Annotated in this window: 12 protein-coding genes and 3 rRNA genes; 14 read left to right on the forward strand and 1 reads right to left on the reverse strand. The window is 56.6% G+C overall.

The genetic code is table 11. The annotated features are described in order from the left end of the window. The first annotated feature begins 34 nt into the window (after nucleotides 1-34). The 10 genes from hpt (at nucleotide 35) to panC (ending at nucleotide 9,150) form a co-directional block, all read left to right on the forward strand. Nucleotides 35-586, forward strand: coding sequence for a hypoxanthine phosphoribosyltransferase (gene hpt, locus ACQQZ8_RS00375; protein WP_431710792.1), 552 nt, complete (start codon nucleotides 35-37; stop codon nucleotides 584-586). Between the two features lie 107 nt (nucleotides 587-693). Then, nucleotides 694-2,622 carry an ATP-dependent zinc metalloprotease FtsH gene (gene ftsH / locus ACQQZ8_RS00380; protein ID WP_431710793.1) on the forward strand — a complete coding sequence of 643 codons (1,929 nt, stop codon included), beginning with the start codon at nucleotides 694-696 and terminating at the stop codon, nucleotides 2,620-2,622. A gap of 142 nt (nucleotides 2,623-2,764) precedes the next feature. Next, nucleotides 2,765-3,349: a GTP cyclohydrolase I FolE gene (folE, locus tag ACQQZ8_RS00385; RefSeq protein ID WP_431710794.1), complete on the forward strand. Its 585-nt coding sequence runs from the start codon at nucleotides 2,765-2,767 to the stop codon at nucleotides 3,347-3,349. A gap of 4 nt (nucleotides 3,350-3,353) precedes the next feature. After that, nucleotides 3,354-4,256: a dihydropteroate synthase gene (gene folP / locus ACQQZ8_RS00390; RefSeq protein ID WP_431710795.1), complete on the forward strand. Its 903-nt coding sequence runs from the start codon at nucleotides 3,354-3,356 to the stop codon at nucleotides 4,254-4,256. Next, entirely contained in the window at nucleotides 4,243-5,076 is an 834-nt protein-coding gene (folK, locus tag ACQQZ8_RS00395) for a 2-amino-4-hydroxy-6-hydroxymethyldihydropteridine diphosphokinase (protein ID WP_431710796.1), read from the forward strand. The genes folP and folK overlap by 14 nt, the downstream gene beginning before the upstream one ends. Then, nucleotides 5,073-5,549 (forward strand): DUF3180 domain-containing protein, encoded by a 477-nt coding sequence (locus tag ACQQZ8_RS00400; protein WP_431710797.1) that lies wholly within the window; start codon nucleotides 5,073-5,075, stop codon nucleotides 5,547-5,549. The genes folK and ACQQZ8_RS00400 overlap by 4 nt, the downstream gene beginning before the upstream one ends. Continuing rightward, nucleotides 5,536-6,021, forward strand: coding sequence for a PH domain-containing protein (locus ACQQZ8_RS00405; protein WP_431710798.1), 486 nt, complete (start codon nucleotides 5,536-5,538; stop codon nucleotides 6,019-6,021). The genes ACQQZ8_RS00400 and ACQQZ8_RS00405 overlap by 14 nt, the downstream gene beginning before the upstream one ends. Continuing rightward, entirely contained in the window at nucleotides 6,018-7,409 is a 1,392-nt protein-coding gene (locus ACQQZ8_RS00410) for a PH domain-containing protein (RefSeq protein ID WP_431710799.1), read from the forward strand. Before ACQQZ8_RS00405 ends, ACQQZ8_RS00410 begins: the two co-directional genes overlap by 4 nt. Before the next feature lie 3 nt (nucleotides 7,410-7,412). Further along, the gene (locus ACQQZ8_RS00415) at nucleotides 7,413-8,279 is read left to right on the forward strand and encodes a Rossmann-like and DUF2520 domain-containing protein (protein ID WP_431710800.1); all 867 of its coding nucleotides are present in this window, start codon (nucleotides 7,413-7,415) and stop codon (nucleotides 8,277-8,279) included. Between the two features lie 4 nt (nucleotides 8,280-8,283). Continuing rightward, the gene (gene panC, locus ACQQZ8_RS00420) at nucleotides 8,284-9,150 is read left to right on the forward strand and encodes a pantoate--beta-alanine ligase (RefSeq protein ID WP_431710801.1); all 867 of its coding nucleotides are present in this window, start codon (nucleotides 8,284-8,286) and stop codon (nucleotides 9,148-9,150) included. On the opposite strand, the gene ACQQZ8_RS00425 is transcribed toward panC, so the two are convergent. Further along, on the reverse strand, nucleotides 9,147-10,109 hold the full coding sequence (locus ACQQZ8_RS00425; RefSeq protein ID WP_431710802.1) for an NAD(P)H-dependent flavin oxidoreductase: 963 nt from the start codon (nucleotides 10,107-10,109) through the stop codon (nucleotides 9,147-9,149). The two genes, panC and ACQQZ8_RS00425, sit on opposite strands and share 4 nt — an antisense overlap. Nucleotides 10,110-10,580: 471 nt before the next feature. Here ACQQZ8_RS00425 and ACQQZ8_RS00430 point away from each other — a divergent pair. The 4 genes from ACQQZ8_RS00430 to istA all read left to right on the forward strand — a co-directional run bounded on the left by ACQQZ8_RS00430 (nucleotide 10,581) and on the right by istA (nucleotide 18,272). Continuing rightward, nucleotides 10,581-12,106 (forward strand): 16S ribosomal RNA (locus ACQQZ8_RS00430). 559 nt (nucleotides 12,107-12,665) lie between these two features. Further along, nucleotides 12,666-15,803 (forward strand): 23S ribosomal RNA (locus ACQQZ8_RS00435). A 151-nt stretch (nucleotides 15,804-15,954) separates the two neighbouring features. Beyond that, nucleotides 15,955-16,071, forward strand: a 5S ribosomal RNA gene (gene rrf, locus ACQQZ8_RS00440). Together the 16S, 23S and 5S rRNA genes form the textbook arrangement of a ribosomal RNA operon. A 671-nt stretch (nucleotides 16,072-16,742) precedes the next feature. Then, nucleotides 16,743-18,272, forward strand: a complete 1,530-nt coding sequence (gene istA, locus ACQQZ8_RS00445; RefSeq protein ID WP_431710132.1) for an IS21 family transposase — start codon at nucleotides 16,743-16,745, stop codon at nucleotides 18,270-18,272. Nucleotide 18,273 lies beyond the last annotated feature (1 nt).

Here is an 18,273-nt window from a genome sequence, read left to right on the forward strand (position 1 = left end):
GTGTACCACCCCTTAAAAATTCAGGAGATCCGACGTGGATTCAAATGCAATCAAGGCCGATCTGGCGAATGTGCTGTACACCAAGGAAGAAATCCAAGCACGTATCGAAGAGCTGGCCGCAGAGATTGACAAGGACTACGCCGGGCGCGACATCCTCGTCGTTGGCGTGCTCAAGGGCGCAGTGATGGTCATGGCCGACCTGTCGCGCGCACTGACGTCGCACGTCACCATGGACTGGATGGCAGTGTCCTCCTACGGTTCGGGTACTCAGTCCTCCGGTGTTGTCCGGATCCTGAAGGACCTAGACACCGACCTGATGGGCAAACACGTACTGATCGTGGAAGACATCATCGACTCGGGTCTGACCCTGTCTTGGCTGAAGGCCAACCTCGAATCCCGCGGCCCAGCTAGCGTGGAGATCTGCACCCTGTTGCGTAAGCCAGAGGCCGCCAAGGTCAAGATTGATGTGAAGTACGTGGGGATGGAAATCCCTAACGAGTTCGTGGTGGGTTACGGTCTGGACTATGCGGAGAAGTACCGCAATCTGGACTGCATCGGCACCCTGGCCCCACACATTTACTCTTAGGGAACTTTTTCGACGCTCCAAGCGTTGAATCCATCGACAGACTGACGTAACCCGGACGTCGTTTGATTGTGTGAGGGGGATGCGGAGGAACGGGAAACTCCGGATCGATGAAAACCAAGAAATTTTTTAACAGCTGGATCATTTGGGTCCTGGTCGGTATCACCGCGATGCTGCTGTTCCTGCCCATGATCTTTGGGCAGAACAGCTCACAGGTGGACACCTCGGTGGGGCTTAACCAGTTGCGTTCAGGAAATGTCACCGAAGCGAAAATCTTCGACGGTGAACAACGCGTGGACCTGCTGCTGCAGGACTCGCTGAACGTTGACGGGGTGGATAAGGGCAAAAACGTCTCGTTCTACTACTCGGTGGCACGTGCCGAGCAGGTCATCGACGCGATGAACGGTGCCCAGCTCAATAAGTTCACCGACCAACCGGTTCAGAACAACTGGTTCCTTTCCATGCTGGGAATTATTATCCCGTTCCTGCTGATCGCCGGATTGTTCTGGTTCATCCTTGCCCGTTCGCAGGGCGGCGGTTCCAAGGTGATGCAGTTCGGCAAATCCAAGGCCAAGTTGATCACCAAGGACATGCCGCAGGTGACCTTCAAGGATGTTGCCGGAGCCGATGAAGCGGTCGAGGAACTCCACGAAATCAAGGAGTTCTTGCAAGAGCCGGCGAAGTTCCAAGCTGTTGGTGCCAAGATTCCTAAGGGTGTGCTGCTCTACGGCCCTCCGGGTACCGGTAAGACCCTGTTAGCTAAGGCCGTAGCCGGTGAAGCTCAGGTGCCGTTCTACTCGATTTCGGGTTCGGACTTCGTGGAAATGTTCGTCGGTGTGGGTGCCTCGCGCGTACGTGACCTATTCGAACAGGCTAAGAACAACGCCCCAGCGATCATCTTCGTTGACGAAATCGACGCAGTAGGTCGTCACCGCGGTGCCGGTATCGGCGGCGGCAACGACGAACGCGAACAAACTCTGAACCAGCTGTTGGTGGAAATGGACGGCTTCGACGCCACCACCAACGTCATCCTGATCGCCGCGACCAACCGTCCCGACGTGCTGGACCCCGCGCTGTTGCGTCCGGGACGTTTTGACCGTCAAATCCCGGTAGAAGCACCGGATTTGAAGGGTCGCGAACAGATTTTGGCGGTACACGTCAAGGGTAAGCCGGTGGACGAGTCGGTAGATCTGAATGCAGTAGCGAAGAAGACCCCGGGTTACACCGGCGCCGATTTGGCTAACGTGCTCAACGAAGCGGCCCTGCTGACCGCCCGCTCTAATGCGAACCTGATCGATGATCGGGCGCTGGATGAGGCGATCGACCGCGTGATGGCGGGACCACAGAAGCGTACCCGACTGATGGACGAACACGAGCGGAAGGTCACCGCCTACCATGAGGGTGGGCACGCCTTGGTGGCCGCGGCCATGAACCAGACCGCGCCGGTCACCAAGATCACCATCTTGCCGCGTGGTCGGGCGCTGGGTTACACCATGGTGGTTCCCGAGTCCGATAAGTATTCGGTCACCCGCAACGAACTGCTGGATCAGATGGCTTATGCCATGGGTGGCCGCGTGGCCGAAGAGATCGTCTTCCACGATCCTTCGACCGGTGCCTCCAATGACATTGAGAAGGCCACGGCAACCGCTCGCAAGATGGTCACCGAATATGGCATGAGCGAAAAGGTCGGCGCAGTACGGCTGACCTCCAGCGCCGGCGAAGGCCCTTACGGTGGCGCAGCCAGCCGTGAGTACTCCGATGAGATGGCACATCTGGTCGATGAGGAAGTGCGGAAGCTGATCGAACAGGCACATGACGACGCGTACTGGGCCTTGACCCATAACCGTCCGGTGCTTGACCGTTTGGCGCTGGCTCTCCTGGAGCGTGAAACCCTGAACCAGAAGGAAATCGAAGAAATCTTCGTGGATCTGGTCAAGATCGATAAGCGTGAAGTATGGCTCTCTAACGAGGCCCGTCCGGTTCACGAACAAGGTCCGATCCGAAGCCCGAAGGAGCTCGCCGCAGAGGCAAGTGACTAATTAGTAATTCCCGCAAAGGCGGCCAGGGGTACACCTTCTGGCCGCCTTTGGCTTTCATACACGATGCCCAGTTGCACATTTGCAATGTTGTTGTGACCCTTCAATACGTGGCTCGGCAGGCTAACCCGATAGGATCGAAAGCGTGAGTAGTTCCGAGATCAATGAAATTGACCAGCCCCGAATTGCCGCGGCGGTCCGTGAAATCCTGTTGGCAATCGGTGAGGATCCCGATCGTGATGGTTTAGCCGACACCCCGAAACGGGTAGCGAAGGCGTACGCCGAGTTTTTCGCCGGGCTGTCACAGAACCCGGCGGATCATCTGAGCACCACCTTCGATATCGAACACGACGAGATGGTTTTAGTTAAGGACATTCCGTTCTACTCCACTTGTGAGCACCACCTAGTTCCATTCCACGGCTCGGCCCATATCGGTTACATCCCCGGCAAGACCGGCAAGGTGACCGGGCTGAGCAAGTTGGCGCGACTGGTTGAAGTCTTCGCCCGCCGCCCGCAGGTTCAGGAACGATTGACCACCCAGATTGTTGACGCGTTGGTCGAACATCTGAACCCCGCTGGTGCCATCGTCGTCGTGGAGTGTGAGCACATGTGCATGTCCATGCGCGGCGTTCAAAAGCCAGGGGCCAAGACCGTGACCAGCGCGGTTCGTGGCCAGTTACGTGAAACCGCTACTCGCGCAGAAGCGATGAGCCTGATCTTAGGAAAGTAGTTAAATGTCTCTTGGAGCCATCCCGGGAACCGGCCCGGCCACCAGCCCACTTAGCGTCATCCGCAAGATTAAGCCCAAGACTTTCTCGGATCTTCCCACCGACCGCACGCTGGTCATGGGGATTCTGAATATCACCGAAGATTCGTTCTCTGACGGCGGCAAGTACCTAGACTCTGGGGCTGCAATCGATCATGGCTTGAAATTGCTGTACTCCGGCGCCGACATCATCGACGTGGGCGGCGAATCTACCCGCCCCGGCGCAGTAGCGGTGGATCCGCGAGTTGAACAGGAACGGATCCTTCCGGTCATCCGCGCCTTGGTCAAGGGTGGTGCGGTGGTTTCGGTTGACACCATGCATGTGGCAACCGCGCGGGCCGCAATCGAAGCCGGTGCCCATATCATCAACGATGTCTCCGGGCTGACCTACGAGGACGGGATGCCGGAGCTGATCGCAGAAACCGGCGTGCCTTATGTGCTGATGCATCGCCGTGGGACCGCACAGACCATGGTCACCGAAGCCAACTACTCCCAGGTGCTTGCTGAGGTGCAAGCCGAACTACGTCAGCTTCGTGATGAGTTCGTCGCTAAGGGTGTGAACAGTGAACAGCTCATTCTTGACCCCGGACTAGGCTTTGCCAAGGACGCTGAACACAACTGGGCACTGCTGGCTCACACCGAAGAACTGCAGGAGCTTGGGCACAAGGTTCTCGTCGGGACTAGCCGGAAACGTTTCTTGGGCGAATTGCTCAGCGAGTCGGGCAAGCCACGTGAAGCCGTTGACCGTGATGCCGCAACCATCGCCACGACCGCGCTGGCCGCGGCCAAGGGCGTGTGGGCTGTGCGCGTACACGATGTGCGCGGCAGCCGCGATGCCATCGAGGTAGTGAAGGCGCATGGATCGCATTAGCGTCTACGGAATTTCGGCCACCGGCTACCATGGCGTTTTTGACCATGAAAAACGTGACGGACAGAAATTCATTGTTGACGTCGTGCTGCACACGGATATTTCGCGTGCGGCAGCCAGCGACAATGTGGCCGATACCGTGCACTATGGCGAGGTCAGCGAACTAGTTGTTGAGCAGATCCAGGCCGGGCCCTGGGACTTGATCGAGAAATTGGGTAGCGAGATCGCCGAGGCGATACTCGCTGCCTACCCCACGGTGCTGCAGGTTGATGTTGTCGTCCATAAGCCGCAGGCCCCGATCCCGGTGCCATTCAACGACGTCACCATCTCTTTGTCACGTCGGCAGAAACAGCACACCGCGATCATTGCGCTCGGCGCTAATCTCAGGGATCCCCAAGCTACCTTGGCTGCTGCGGTCAAAGAACTGGGACAGCACACGGAACTGCTACGCGTCTCACCGCTAGCTAGTACCAAACCGGTGGGTGGACCACCGGACCAGCCGGACTACACCAATCAGGTGGTTGAGGTACGCACCGGGTTGTCCCCGCATGAGTTGTTGGACTTATGTCAGCAGATCGAAGCCGCACATCATCGCACCCGGGAGATTCGTTGGGAAGCCCGCACCCTGGATCTTGATTTGATTGTTTACGATCAGTTGCGGCTGGACGATGAACGGTTGACCCTGCCCCATCCGCGAGCTCATACGCGAGGATTTGTGCTGGCTCCTTGGAGCTGGATGGATCCGGATGCGGTGTTGGACGGGCAACTGGTTTCCCGGCTCGCTGCCGCGGCCGCGGACACGCCGGATATCATTCGTCTATGAAGGCGCTTCGTTTCCTACCGCTGGCATTGTGTACAGTGGCCGGGGCAATCATCGGCTATCTGTTGATGCTGGTGATGAGTAGCCGCGGGTTAATGAGCCCGGTCTTGGATTACAGTGCCCTGTTCTCGATGGGGGCCGTTTCCCTCATCACGTTGGGTCTGGGAATTCGGGTCAAGAGATTTACCAGCGGTCGGAGCAAGAACCGGGTTGAACCGATCGCAGCGGCCCGAATCCTTGTCCTGGCTCAAGCTGGCGCCTATGCCGGGGCGGTGATCTGCGGCTGGCATCTGAGTTTGATGGCAGTGTTGCTCGCCGCAAGCGGACCGAGCCCTACCGCGATCCGATCCATTGTGCTGGCTGCGGCCGGGGCACTTATGGTGATCATCGGATTCATAGTGCAACACCTGTGCAAGTTGCCACCGGAAGACACGGACGAGAATGGTGAAGGAGCCCAAGGTTATGTCACAGACTGAATTCGTGAGCGTTGACCCGGCCTACTACAAGGTCCGGTTACTTTCGTGGCTGATTAACACCCTGATCTATCTGGCGATAGCGCTGGTGCCACTGATCTTGTCGCTCTTTTCCATCAACGTGCCCCAGTGGCTGATTATCGTGCCGCCACTGGTGGTTGTGCTGATCGCCGTATGGGTTCTCTATTTGATTCGACGCCGGGTGCGGGCACTTGGCTATGCCGAACGAGCCGAAGACCTAGTGGTGCGTTCGGGTGTGTTGGTCCGCAAACGTATCGTCATCCCTTATGGCCGGCTTCAATACGTCGAAATGACCTCTGGGCCGTTGGAACGCCGCTATAAGCTATGCCGTCTGACCATGAACACTGCCGCAGGTGCGGCTACCGCCATGATCCCCGGCTTGCCGGCCGAGGTTGGAGCGGACCTACGTGAACGGCTGGTCGCCGCCGGCGAAGAGAAGATGATCGGGCTATGAACGAAAACTGGCAACGGGTTCACCCGGCCAGTCCGTTTGTCCATGGCTGGCTGGCTATCATTGGTTTGATATGGGTTTATTGGAGCTCGACCGACGAGCTTTCGTGGTCCGAACGCTTCGAAGGCCCGCGCCTTGGATGGACGGCGGCCATTGGGGCCGCAGCCCTTGTAGTGATCCTGATCTTTTATGCGCTGTCTTGGTACTTCACCCGCTACCGGTTGAGTGAAACGCATGTCTATGTAAACTCCGGGATGCTTTTCCGCAGCCAGAAACAAGCTCGAATCGAACGCGTGCAGGCGATTGATATTGCCCAGCCTCTGGTTGCCCGGTTGTTTGGTCTGGCCGAACTCCGTTTCGATGTGGCCGATGGTTCGGCCTCGGTGATGCGTCTGGCTTTTTTGAAAAAGGCCCAAGCCCATGAGCTGCGCACCGAAATTCTCAACCTAGCCCAAGCGGCTCGAAGCGGCACTACTCCCACTATCGAGCAAGGGCAAGAATTACCGGCGGGGGAAATTGCCTCAGGCGAGGAGAGCGCACCCCCGGCCGATGCTATAGCGGGCACTGAATACCTCATCGTCTCAAAGGTGCCAGCAGGGCGACTGCTCGGTTCGCTGATGCTGCGCGGCTCAACCGTCTTTGGTGTCCTTCTGGCGATATTCTTCGGAATCATGGCCCTAGTTGGCCAAGCCGGAGTGCTCGCTGGTGCTATTCCCGCATTACTGGGCTTCGGTGGCTGGTTCTATAAGCAGCTGAATGATTCATGGAATTTCACCGCGTCGAATACCGACACGGGGCTCCGTATTAGCCGCGGATTGGTTGATACACGCCACCAATCGATCCCAGCTGGCCGGGTACAAGCTATCAAGATCAGCACACCCGTGTTTTGGCGCCCACTGGGGTGGTACCGGATCGAGGTCAATGCGCTGGGATTGGGAGAAGACGAATCCTCCGAAACACTGGTAATGCCAGTGGGCAATTTCGAATCGGTTTGTGAAGTGATGGGAATCCTTCTTCCTGACCTCGGCGTTTCACCACAGCGTGAAGTGCTGCAGACCGCGATTAGTAGCGGCACCGAATACGGCTTCACGACTTCCCCCGAGCGTGCCAAACTCTTCTCTCCGGGAGCCTGGCGGCATCAGGGATTCTTGGAAACGGGAAAGGTGCTGATTACTCGCTATGGCTGGCTGTCCAGAACGGCGACCTTCATCCCCTACCAACGAATTCAAGGTGTTAGCTGGCACCAGGGTCCGTTAGAACGCCGCCGAGATTTGGCAGGAGTGCGGGTACATTCGGCCGGGGGCAGCATTCTGGGATATGCTCACCAACTTGATATGAACCGGGCCGACGAACTCTTCCAGGCTCAGGCACTCCGAGCGGCCGAAAGGTAGAAGGTGGACGCTCCACGATTAGGTATTGGCATTATTTCCGCGGGCAAGGTTGGGGCGGTGCTCGGCGCGGCTCTGGCCGCCGCCGGACACCGGATCACTGGTATTCATGCCGTATCCGAGGCCTCTCGCGACCGAGCCGAAGCACTGCTACCACAGGCGGAAATCCTCAACCCCGACGAGATTCTGCGCCGTAGCGAGCTGGTGCTCTTCGCGGTTCCAGACGACGTTCTAGGAGAACTGGTCGCAGGTCTCGCCGCGGCCGGACATTTTGTGACCGGACAACTGGTGGTTCACACTGCGGGACGCTACGGGACCGGAATCCTCGACCCGGTCCGTCACGCCGGAGCATTCCCGTTAGCAATTCACCCGGCGATGACCTTTACCGGGATGAGCCTAGACCTCGAACGGCTTACCGACTGTGTTTTCGCGGTGACCGCCGATGACATGATGCTCCCGGTGGCTCAAGCTCTCGTGGTGGAGATGCGCGGAGAGCCGGTAACTATCGCCGAGGCGGATCGCACCAGTTACCACGCGGCCTTGGCCCACGGGGCAAACCACCTCAACACCATTACCGCTCAATCAATGGATTTGCTGCATCGAATTGGCGTTGCGGATCCCGGAGCGACATTGCGCGCGTTGATGAGTGCAAGCCTAGATAACGCGCTGCGTTCCGGAGCTAGCTTGTTGACCGGACCGGTCGCACGTGGTGATGCAGGTACACTCAGTGCACATCTGGAATCACTGGAAGACGATCCACAGGAAACCGCCGACAGTTATCGTGTCTTGTCGCGGGCCACAGCATTACGGGCTCGGACTCAGGGGCTCATTTCCGCAGGAACATTAGAAGAATTGTTGAGCATCTTAGAATAGGGGAGTGAAAACCCCGAAGATCATCACCACTCGTGCCGAATTAAGAGCAGCTATCCATGAAGCAAACCCAGCCTCGCTGGGTTTTGTACCCACCATGGGCGCCCTGCACTCGGGCCACGGCACACTCTTTACACAAGCCAGAGAAGAAAACGAACTGGTGGTCATTTCGATTTTCGTCAATGAACTGCAGTTCAATGACCCGGAAGACTACCGTCGTTACCCGCGCAATCTCGAAGCAGATGTCGCCGTGGCTCAAGCCGCCGGGGTTGATCTGATCTTTGCTCCTGACGCCGAAGAGATCTATCACGCGGGCAAACCGATGATCCGTTTGGATACCGGGGTGATGGGTGCACTGTATGAGGGGGAGTCGCGGCCGGGACATTTCGACGGAATGTTGGCCGTGGTTTCAAAGTTGCTGCATCTGGCTGACCCGGGACGCGGGAAATACCGCGCCTACTTCGGGCAGAAGGATGCCCAGCAATTGATGCTCATCAAGCGGATGGTTGCCGACTTGGATTACCCGGTCGAAATCCGTCCCGTACCCATCGCGCGCACCGAGCGCGGACTGGCCCTATCAAGTCGCAATGCACTGCTGAACCAGCAACAGTTAGAATCCGCGCTGGTGCTGTATCGGGCTATCGAACTGATCGCCGCACGAGCCGCACGCCACGAGCCGTTGCATCTCGAAGATGCTATCGGACTGTTTCAGATGACTCCCGAGGTTGAGCTGGACTATTTCGTGGTTGTCGACCCGAACACCTTGCAGGAGCTGGCCTTCAATTGTCAGGACACCCCCTTCGTTGGAGAAGGACTGATTCTGGTAGCCGCCACCGTTGGTGGCGTGCGGCTGATCGATAATCAGCCGATCTAAGCAAACCGGCGAGACGCATCGGCCAAGATCGAACGAAATTGGGCTAGTTCTGTGATGATCTGCGCAGCACTTTGCAACTCATTGGCAAAGGCAACAGCCTGCCCTGCGTAGAACGGGGCGATGCGTCCGTTGGCTGCTTCGCGTGCCTGCTCCATCTGTGCGAGCAGGTCTGCGTCGGCCATAGCTTCTAGTTCCGCAACGCGGTGAGCCCACTGAGCAGAGAATTCATTGGCCAAGGCTCGCCCGCCAAACTCCGGTGCCCAAGGAACCTGCTGGGCAATATCGAAGACACGGGTGCAAACGGTGTCATCCAAGCCCGCAGCAATTACCGCATCCTTGACGTTCGGATGTCCTGCGGCTTCTTGCGCGGTTAGGAATCTCGTTCCTACCCACACGGCTTGGGCGCCACAGGCTAGAGCGGCGGCCACACCCTGCGCGGTAGCTATTCCCCCGGCGGCAATGACTGGCTTGTCGGTCTGTGTCACTGCCAGCTGCAGGAGTGCCAGAGTGCCAGCTTCATTGCGGCCGTGGCCCCCGCCTTCGGCCCCTCGGGAAATCACTAAATCAATATCAGGCTCGGATGCGCGTTGTAGATCTGCCGCGTTACCCACCTGCATAGCGGTTAGTGCCCCGGCTTCCTTGGCCATGGCTACTGCCCGGGTGGGATCCCCAAAACTCACCGCCACCACATCCGGCTTGTAGCTAAGGAACGCCTCAACCGGTTGCAAGTCCTGTTCGACTGACCAACCCATGAATCCCACGCCCCAGGGGGTCGAGAGATCCTCAACAGCCTGAGCCTGTTCCTGGATCCATTGCTGACTGGGGTTTGCGGGCGCGCCGATCATTCCCACTCCGCCGGCACGGGAAACCGCAGCGGCCAATTGACCACCGGCAGCCCCAGCCATGGAGGCATTGAAGATGGGCAGTTGGTAACCGAGAAGGGCCTGTAAATCGTTCATGAAAGTACTCTATTCCAGCCTTGCAATACATGTAACGCAGAACACCTCGTTTCGATTTGCGTGGTGGTGGAAACCTGCGTATAGTTTTTCTTTGTTGCCAGCGAGGAACACGCCGCGAAAGCGGGAAGTTCAGCTGGTCTTCACAAAGACTTTCCTTGCTAGTCACTGAGGGTTCCGGTTGAGTTTGAACCGGGTCCACGGTGTGCTAAGGTTGGGAAGTTGCTCCGAAGCGAAGCGCTCACCTTTGGTGGTGGGTTGTGGTGTCGGAAGTGTTTGTTGTTTGAGAACTCAATAGTGTGCCAAGTTTGTTGATACCGAATGTTTTTTGTTTGGTGAATACGAAACATTTTTTTGCTTGAGGATGCCGCACCCCCGTGTGGTGTTTCTTGAGTGGTTTTTATTCGCCAGGACTACATCAACGTTGTGGTTCCCTGATTTTCCTTGGGGGGCTTGTTGGTGGCTTTTTATTTTTTTATGGAGAGTTTGATCCTGGCTCAGGATGAACGCTGGCGGCGTGCTTAACACATGCAAGTCGAACGATGAAGCCTAGCTTGCTGGGTGGATTAGTGGCGAACGGGTGAGTAACACGTGAGTAACCTGCCCCTGACTTCGGGATAAGCCTGGGAAACTGGGTCTAATACCGGATATCACTTCCTGCCGCATGGTGGGTGGTTGAAAGATTTATCGGTTGGGGATGGACTCGCGGCCTATCAGCTTGTTGGTGAGGTAATGGCTCACCAAGGCGACGACGGGTAGCCGGCCTGAGAGGGTGACCGGCCACACTGGGACTGAGACACGGCCCAGACTCCTACGGGAGGCAGCAGTGGGGAATATTGCACAATGGGCGAAAGCCTGATGCAGCGACGCCGCGTGAGGGATGACGGCCTTCGGGTTGTAAACCTCTTTCAGTAGGGAAGAAGCGTAAGTGACGGTACCTGCAGAAGAAGCGCCGGCTAACTACGTGCCAGCAGCCGCGGTAATACGTAGGGCGCGAGCGTTATCCGGATTTATTGGGCGTAAAGAGCTCGTAGGCGGTTTGTCGCGTCTGCCGTGAAAGACCAGGGCTCAACCCTGGTTCTGCGGTGGGTACGGGCAGACTAGAGTGATGTAGGGGAGACTGGAATTCCTGGTGTAGCGGTGAAATGCGCAGATATCAGGAGGAACACCGATGGCGAAGGCAGGTCTCTGGGCATTTACTGACGCTGAGGAGCGAAAGCATGGGGAGCGAACAGGATTAGATACCCTGGTAGTCCATGCCGTAAACGTTGGGCACTAGGTGTGGGGGACATTCCACGTTTTCCGCGCCGTAGCTAACGCATTAAGTGCCCCGCCTGGGGAGTACGGCCGCAAGGCTAAAACTCAAAGGAATTGACGGGGGCCCGCACAAGCGGCGGAGCATGCGGATTAATTCGATGCAACGCGAAGAACCTTACCAAGGCTTGACATGTTCCAGACCGGGCTAGAGATAGTCCTTCCCTTCGGGGCTGGTTCACAGGTGGTGCATGGTTGTCGTCAGCTCGTGTCGTGAGATGTTGGGTTAAGTCCCGCAACGAGCGCAACCCTCGTTCCATGTTGCCAGCGGGTTATGCCGGGGACTCATGGGAGACTGCCGGGGTCAACTCGGAGGAAGGTGGGGATGACGTCAAATCATCATGCCCCTTATGTCTTGGGCTTCACGCATGCTACAATGGCAGGTACAATGGGTTGCGATACTGTGAGGTGGAGCTAATCCCTAAAAGCCGGTCTCAGTTCGGATTGGGGTCTGCAACTCGACCCCATGAAGTCGGAGTCGCTAGTAATCGCAGATCAGCAACGCTGCGGTGAATACGTTCCCGGGCCTTGTACACACCGCCCGTCAAGTCACGAAAGTTGGTAACACCCGAAGCCGATGGCCTAACCACCTTGTGTGGGGGGAGTCGTCGAAGGTGGGACTGGCGATTGGGACTAAGTCGTAACAAGGTAGCCGTACCGGAAGGTGCGGCTGGATCACCTCCTTTCTAAGGAGCTAACCATTATTTGGTTGCTCATGCCAGACACGAGTGTTGTTTGGGTGGGTTGCTCATGGGTGGAATATCAATGAACTCAACACTGGGAAACATGCGCCGTTGGTGGTGTGTGGGTGTTGGCTGTGGCTGTGTCGCATTGTTTGCTTGTGAGTACGCATGATCGTCCCTGTTGGGGTGGTGGTGTGGGAAAGCGGGTGAGGGGTGTGGTGTGGTTTGTGTGGTTTGGCATGCTGTTGGGTTTTGAGGCAACAAGCTTTCATGGCCCCCCTTTTTTGTTGTGTCTGGTTTTGACTGGGTGCTGGGGGGTTGTGCTGGTTTTGGTGTGGCCTTGTCCTGTGTCTTTGAGATTATTGCCCCGGTTGTGGGTGGTGGTTTTGGGGGTGTGGGGTTGTTGTTTGGGAACTGTATAGTGAACGCGAGCATCTTATAGAACGAGATGAGTTGCATGGGCCTGTTGTCGCGGGTTTGTGTGATGTTTGAGTCTTGTTTTGTGATTTTGTTGATTGTTTTGTTGCTCAATTATTTTTGAGGCTTTTTGCAAAGTGTTTTGTTGAAAGTTTTTAAGGGCGCACGGTGGATGCCTTGGCATCAGGAGCCGATGAAGGACGTGGGAATCTGCGATAAGCCTGGTGGAGTCGATAACCGGACGTTGAGGCCAGGATTTCCGAATGGGGAAACCCCGCACCATGTTATGTGGTGTGACCCGTGACTGAATGTATAGGTTGCGTGGAGGGAACGCGGGGAAGTGAAACATCTCAGTACCCGCAGGAAGAGAAAACAATAGTGATTCCGTTAGTAGTGGCGAGCGAACGCGGATGGGGCTAAACCGGTTGGTGTGTGATAGCGGATAGGCGTTGCATCATCGGGGTTGTGGGGCTTATATGTGCTGACTCTATCTAGTTGGCGGAGCGAGGTGCGGGCGTATAGGTGAATCGGTTGGAATGCCGGACCAGAGAGGGTGATAGTCCCGTAGGTGTAATGCGTGTCTGCCGTTCTTGTATAGGTGCCCGAGTAGCACGGGGCTCGAGGAATCCCGTGTGAATCTGCCAGGACCACCTGGTAAGCCTGAATACTACCTGATGACCGATAGTGAATCAGTACCGTGAGGGAATGGTGAAAAGTACCCCGGGAGGGGAGTGAAATAGTACCTGAAACCGTGTGCTTACAAACCGTTAGAGCATGGGCTTGTCCTGTGTGATGGCGTGCCTTTTGAAGAATGAGCCTGCGAGTTAGTGCTGTGTCGCGAGGTTAACCCGTGTGGGGTAGTCGTAGCGAAAGCGAGTCTGAATAGGGCGTTTGAGTGGCACGGTCTAGACCCGAAGCGAAGTGATCTACCCATGGCCAGGTTGAAGCGCGTGTAAGAGCGTGTGGAGGACCGAACCCACTTCAGTTGAAAATGGAGGGGATGAGCTGTGGGTAGGGGTGAAAGGCCAATCAAACTTCGTGATAGCTGGTTCTCCCCGAAATGCATTTAGGTGCAGCGTTGCGTGTTTCTTACTGGAGGTAGAGCTACTGGATAGGCGATGGGCCCTACAAGGTTACTGACCTTAGCCAAACTCCGAATGCCGGTAAGTGAGAGCGTAGCAGTGAGACTGTGGGGGATAAGCTTCATAGTCGAGAGGGAAACAGCCCAGAACGCCAACTAAGGCCCCTAAGCGTGTGCTAAGTGGAAAAGGATGTGGAGTTGCTGTGACAACCAGGAGGTTGGCTTAGAAGCAGCCACCCTTGAAAGAGTGCGTAATAGCTCACTGGTCAAGTGATTCCGCGCCGATAATGTAGCGGGGCTCAAGCACACCGCCGAAGTTGCGTCATTCAAACATGTCATAGGCCTTTGTGGTCCAGTGGTTTGGATGGGTAGGGGAGCGTCGTGTGGCCGGTGAAGCCGCGGTGGAAACCAGTGGTGGAGGCTACACGAGTGAGAATGCAGGCATGAGTAGCGAATGACGGGTGAGAAACCCGTCCGCCGAATGATCAAGGGTTCCAGGGTCAAGTTAATCTGCCCTGGGTTAGTCGGGACCTAAGGCGAGGCCGACAGGCGTAGTCGATGGACAACGGGTTGATATTCCCGTACCGGCGAAGGACCGCCCATACTGAGCAGTTGATGCTAACCACCTCCAATCATTGCGTACGGCGCCCTTGTGGTGTTGTTGTGGTGTGCGGGGCTGGGAACCGAGGCTGTGAGGTCAGCGTATTAACAGGTGTGACGCAGGAAGGTAGCCGAGCCAGGCAATGGAATTGACCTGGTCCAAGGGTGTAGGAAGAACGGTAGGTAAATCCGCTGTTCATGTTTCTGAGACCTGATAGGCGCCCACTTTGGTGGGTGATTTGGTGATCCTATGCTGCCTAGAAAAGCATCGGCGTGAGGTCCCAGTCCGCCCGTACCCGAAACCGACACAGGTGATCAGGTAGAGAATACCAAGGCGATCGAGAGAATCATGGTTAAGGAACTCGGCAAAATGCCCCCGTAACTTCGGAAGAAGGGGGGCCTGCCCCGTGAAGAGGACTTGCTCCTTGGAGGCGGGTGTGGGCCGCAGAGACCAGTGGGAAGCGACTGTTTACTAAAAACACAGGTCCGTGCGAAGTCGCAAGACGATGTATACGGACTGACTCCTGCCCGGTGCTGGAAGGTTAAGAGGACTGGTTAGCAGTAATGCGAAGCTAAGAATTTAAGCCCCAGTAAACGGCGGTGGTAACTATAACCATCCTAAGGTAGCGAAATTCCTTGTCGGGTAAGTTCCGACCTGCACGAATGGAGTAACGACTTCCCAGCTGTCTCAACCATGAACTCGGCGAAATTGCAGTACGAGTAAAGATGCTCGTTACGCGCAGCAGGACGGAAAGACCCCGAGACCTTTACTATAGTTTGGTATTGGTGTTCGGTGCAGCTTGTGTAGGATAGGTGGGAGACTGTGAAGCTTGGACGCTAGTTCAGGTGGAGTCATCGTTGAAATACCACTCTGGCTGTACCGGTCACCTAACTTCGGACCATGATCTGGTTCAGGGACAGTGCCTGATGGGTAGTTTAACTGGGGCGGTTGCCTCCTAAAGAGTAACGGAGGCGCCCAAAGGTTCCCTCAGCCTGGTTGGCAATCAGGTGTTGAGTGTAAGTGCACAAGGGAGCTTGACTGTGAGAGTGACAGCTCGAGCAGGGACGAAAGTCGGGACTAGTGATCCGGCGGCACCGTGTGGAAGGGCCGTCGCTCAACGGATAAAAGGTACCTCGGGGATAACAGGCTGATCTTGCCCAAGAGTCCATATCGACGGCATGGTTTGGCACCTCGATGTCGGCTCGTCGCATCCTGGGGCTGGAGTAGGTCCCAAGGGTTGGGCTGTTCGCCCATTAAAGCGGTACGCGAGCTGGGTTTAGAACGTCGTGAGACAGTTCGGTCCCTATCCGCTGCGCGCGTTGGAAATTTGAGAAGGGCTGTCCTTAGTACGAGAGGACCGGGACGGACGAACCTCTGGTGTGTCAGTTGTACTGCCAAGTGCATCGCTGATTAGCTACGTTTGGAAGGGATAACCGCTGAAAGCATCTAAGCGGGAAGCCTGCTTCGAGATGAGATTTCCATGCACCCTTGTGGTGTGAGAGGCCCCCAGCTAGACCACTGGGTTGATAGGCAGGATGTGGAAGCAAGGACTGAAGACTTGTGTAGCTGACCTGTACTAATAGGCCGATGACTTATCAACACCAACAAAACACCCGACCTGTGGGTTGGGTAGACAAGATTTTTTGTGTGTTCGCGTTCACTATATGGTTACGAGATAACAACCTCATCAATCACACGCAAGTGTGGTTGCGGGGTTTGGTTGCATTATTGTGTTTGTTGTTTCGAGGCTGTTACGGCGGTCATAGCGTGGGGGAAACGCCCGGTCCCATACCGAACCCGGAAGCTAAGGCCCATTGCGCCGATGGTACTGCACTCGTGAGGGTGTGGGAGAGTAGGACACCGCCGGACTATTATTGTGGTTTGAGGCCCTGATACTTGTGTGTCAGGGCCTCACCCATTTAACCGGGTGGTATTCATTCCCGGGATGCTGGCTTATAGGTTGCGGGTTGCTGGTGGTCTGTGCGGATCCCGCGTAGGGACTCAACGCCCCTGGCTCCTGGTGCGGGGTGCACAGACAGAAACCACGCTTCCTTGTTGTCGGCTTTCCGTTAGTGCCCGCAAGCTCAGAGCTGCCACTTCTAAGCAGCAATACGAACCTGCTGCTTGATACACGGTTTTGATCCCGGTGCTCTGTATCTGGTGGCGAAAGTGGTTGGTGTTCGGTTCCAGGAGTGAGCTGATCGCCCCGGAGGGATGCTAGCTTTATCCTGCGGGCCCCAGTCGGAGTTTGACTGCATCTACGGTCTTTACGTGCGCTGGCTCCGATGTCTGTAAGCGGACATGAAAAACTGCCCATAGGTGGCCAAATAAATGCCCACACACGGACAACAAAACTGCCCGCTGACGGACAGCAGAATTACCCGCTCATGGCCAGCACTCTTTGCCCACTGATTTCATAACCAACCTTGTTCTCACCCTGATGCCACCTCGGCGAGGGAAGAGAGCGGGGCTCCTTTCCATCGGGTTTGATGAAAAGTACCAACAACTCATCAACCCATGGTTCTGAAAGGAGCCCCTCTATGAAGTCTGACGGAGAAATCATGGAAATTCTTGCAGCGTACGACCGAACCGGTTCGTTTCGCGCAGCCGCCGAACTTGCCGGCTGCTCACACCACACCGTTGCTAAGCACGTCAAAGCCCGTAATTCAGGCGCTCCGATTCCTGGGATGAAACCCCGCACAAAAATCACCGATGAGTACCGGGTAATAATTGAGCAGCTCATTGGTGAGTCTTCGGGCCTGATCCGTGCCGATAAAGTCCACGAAAAACTCATCAGCATGGGCTACACCGGTTCTGAACGTTCCACCCGCCGATCGGTGGCCGAGCTGAAGCGTTCCTATCGGCTAGGCAATCAGCGCAATCATCTGCCGTGGGTGACCGAGCCAGGGTTGTGGCTTCAGTACGATTTCGGTGATGGGCCAGTGGTGAACGGCGTGAAAACCGTGCTGTTCGTCGCCTGGTTGGCTTGGTCTCGCTTCCGGGTTGTGCTCGCGTTGCCTGACCGGCAGGGGCCTACCGTGTTCGCCGCTTTGGACCGCACCTTCCGGCTGTTGGGTGGTGCGCCGACGTATGTGTTGACCGATAACGAGAAAACCGTGACGGTGATGCATGTAGCCGGTATCCCGGTGCGTAACAGGTCGGCGGTGACGTTCGCCCGCTACTACTCGGTGAGCGTATTGACCTGTGAACCACGAGATCCAGCAACGAAGGGCGGAGTGGAGAACGCGGTGAAAATCGCGAAGGCGGATCTCGTACCCACAGAGACGAACTTGCGCCCCGCTTACAACTCTTTTGAAGAGCTTGAGGAGGCTTGCGACCAGTTCATGGCGCAGGTGAATCAGAAGAAACACCGGTCCACTGGGCAAGCACCGATGGACCTGCTCACCGCTACAGAGCAGGGTGCGCTGCACCGGATCCCGGATGAGCCGTTCACCCTCGCGCTGGGCGAAAGCCGTAAGGTGCCGATGAACACTTCCATGATCAGTTATGAGAACGCACGCTACTCAGTGCCCGGACGGTTGCTCGGTGAAACGGTGTGGGTGCGCACCGTGGGAGTCGGTTTACAAGCCACCGTGGTCATTGTTCATCAAGGTGTTGACGGGCCAGAACAGGTGGCCTCGCACTTGAAGCTGGGCCCGGGGATGGTGGCGGTGAAATCCGAGCATTTCTCCGGGAATCAAGAGCAGAAGATTCCGGGAGTGAAAGAGCCTAAGCCCCGTACCCAGGCAGAACGAGATTTCTGCGCCATCGGTGCCGGAGCCACCACCTGGCTGTGTGAAGCGGCCGCGGTAGGCACGGACCGGATCTTGGTGAAAATGGCTGAAGCGGTCAGCCTTGCCAAGTTACATGGCACTGCTGCGGTGGACCGGGCCCTCGGGTTAGCTGCGACGCATCATCGGTTCGGTTATGAAGACTTACGCTCCATCTTGGCCTGTGAAGTCGTTGGCAATCAGCCCGTGAAGCATCAGGGTAGTGAGCAGAGTTCCTTGACGCAAGGAACCAGATCATGGGCCGATTTCGGGGCCACTGAACCGACAGGAGAACAGTAGA

The sequence above is a fragment of the Glutamicibacter uratoxydans genome (assembly GCF_050753455.1).
Classification (GTDB): Bacteria; Actinomycetota; Actinomycetes; order Actinomycetales; family Micrococcaceae; genus Glutamicibacter; species Glutamicibacter uratoxydans_A.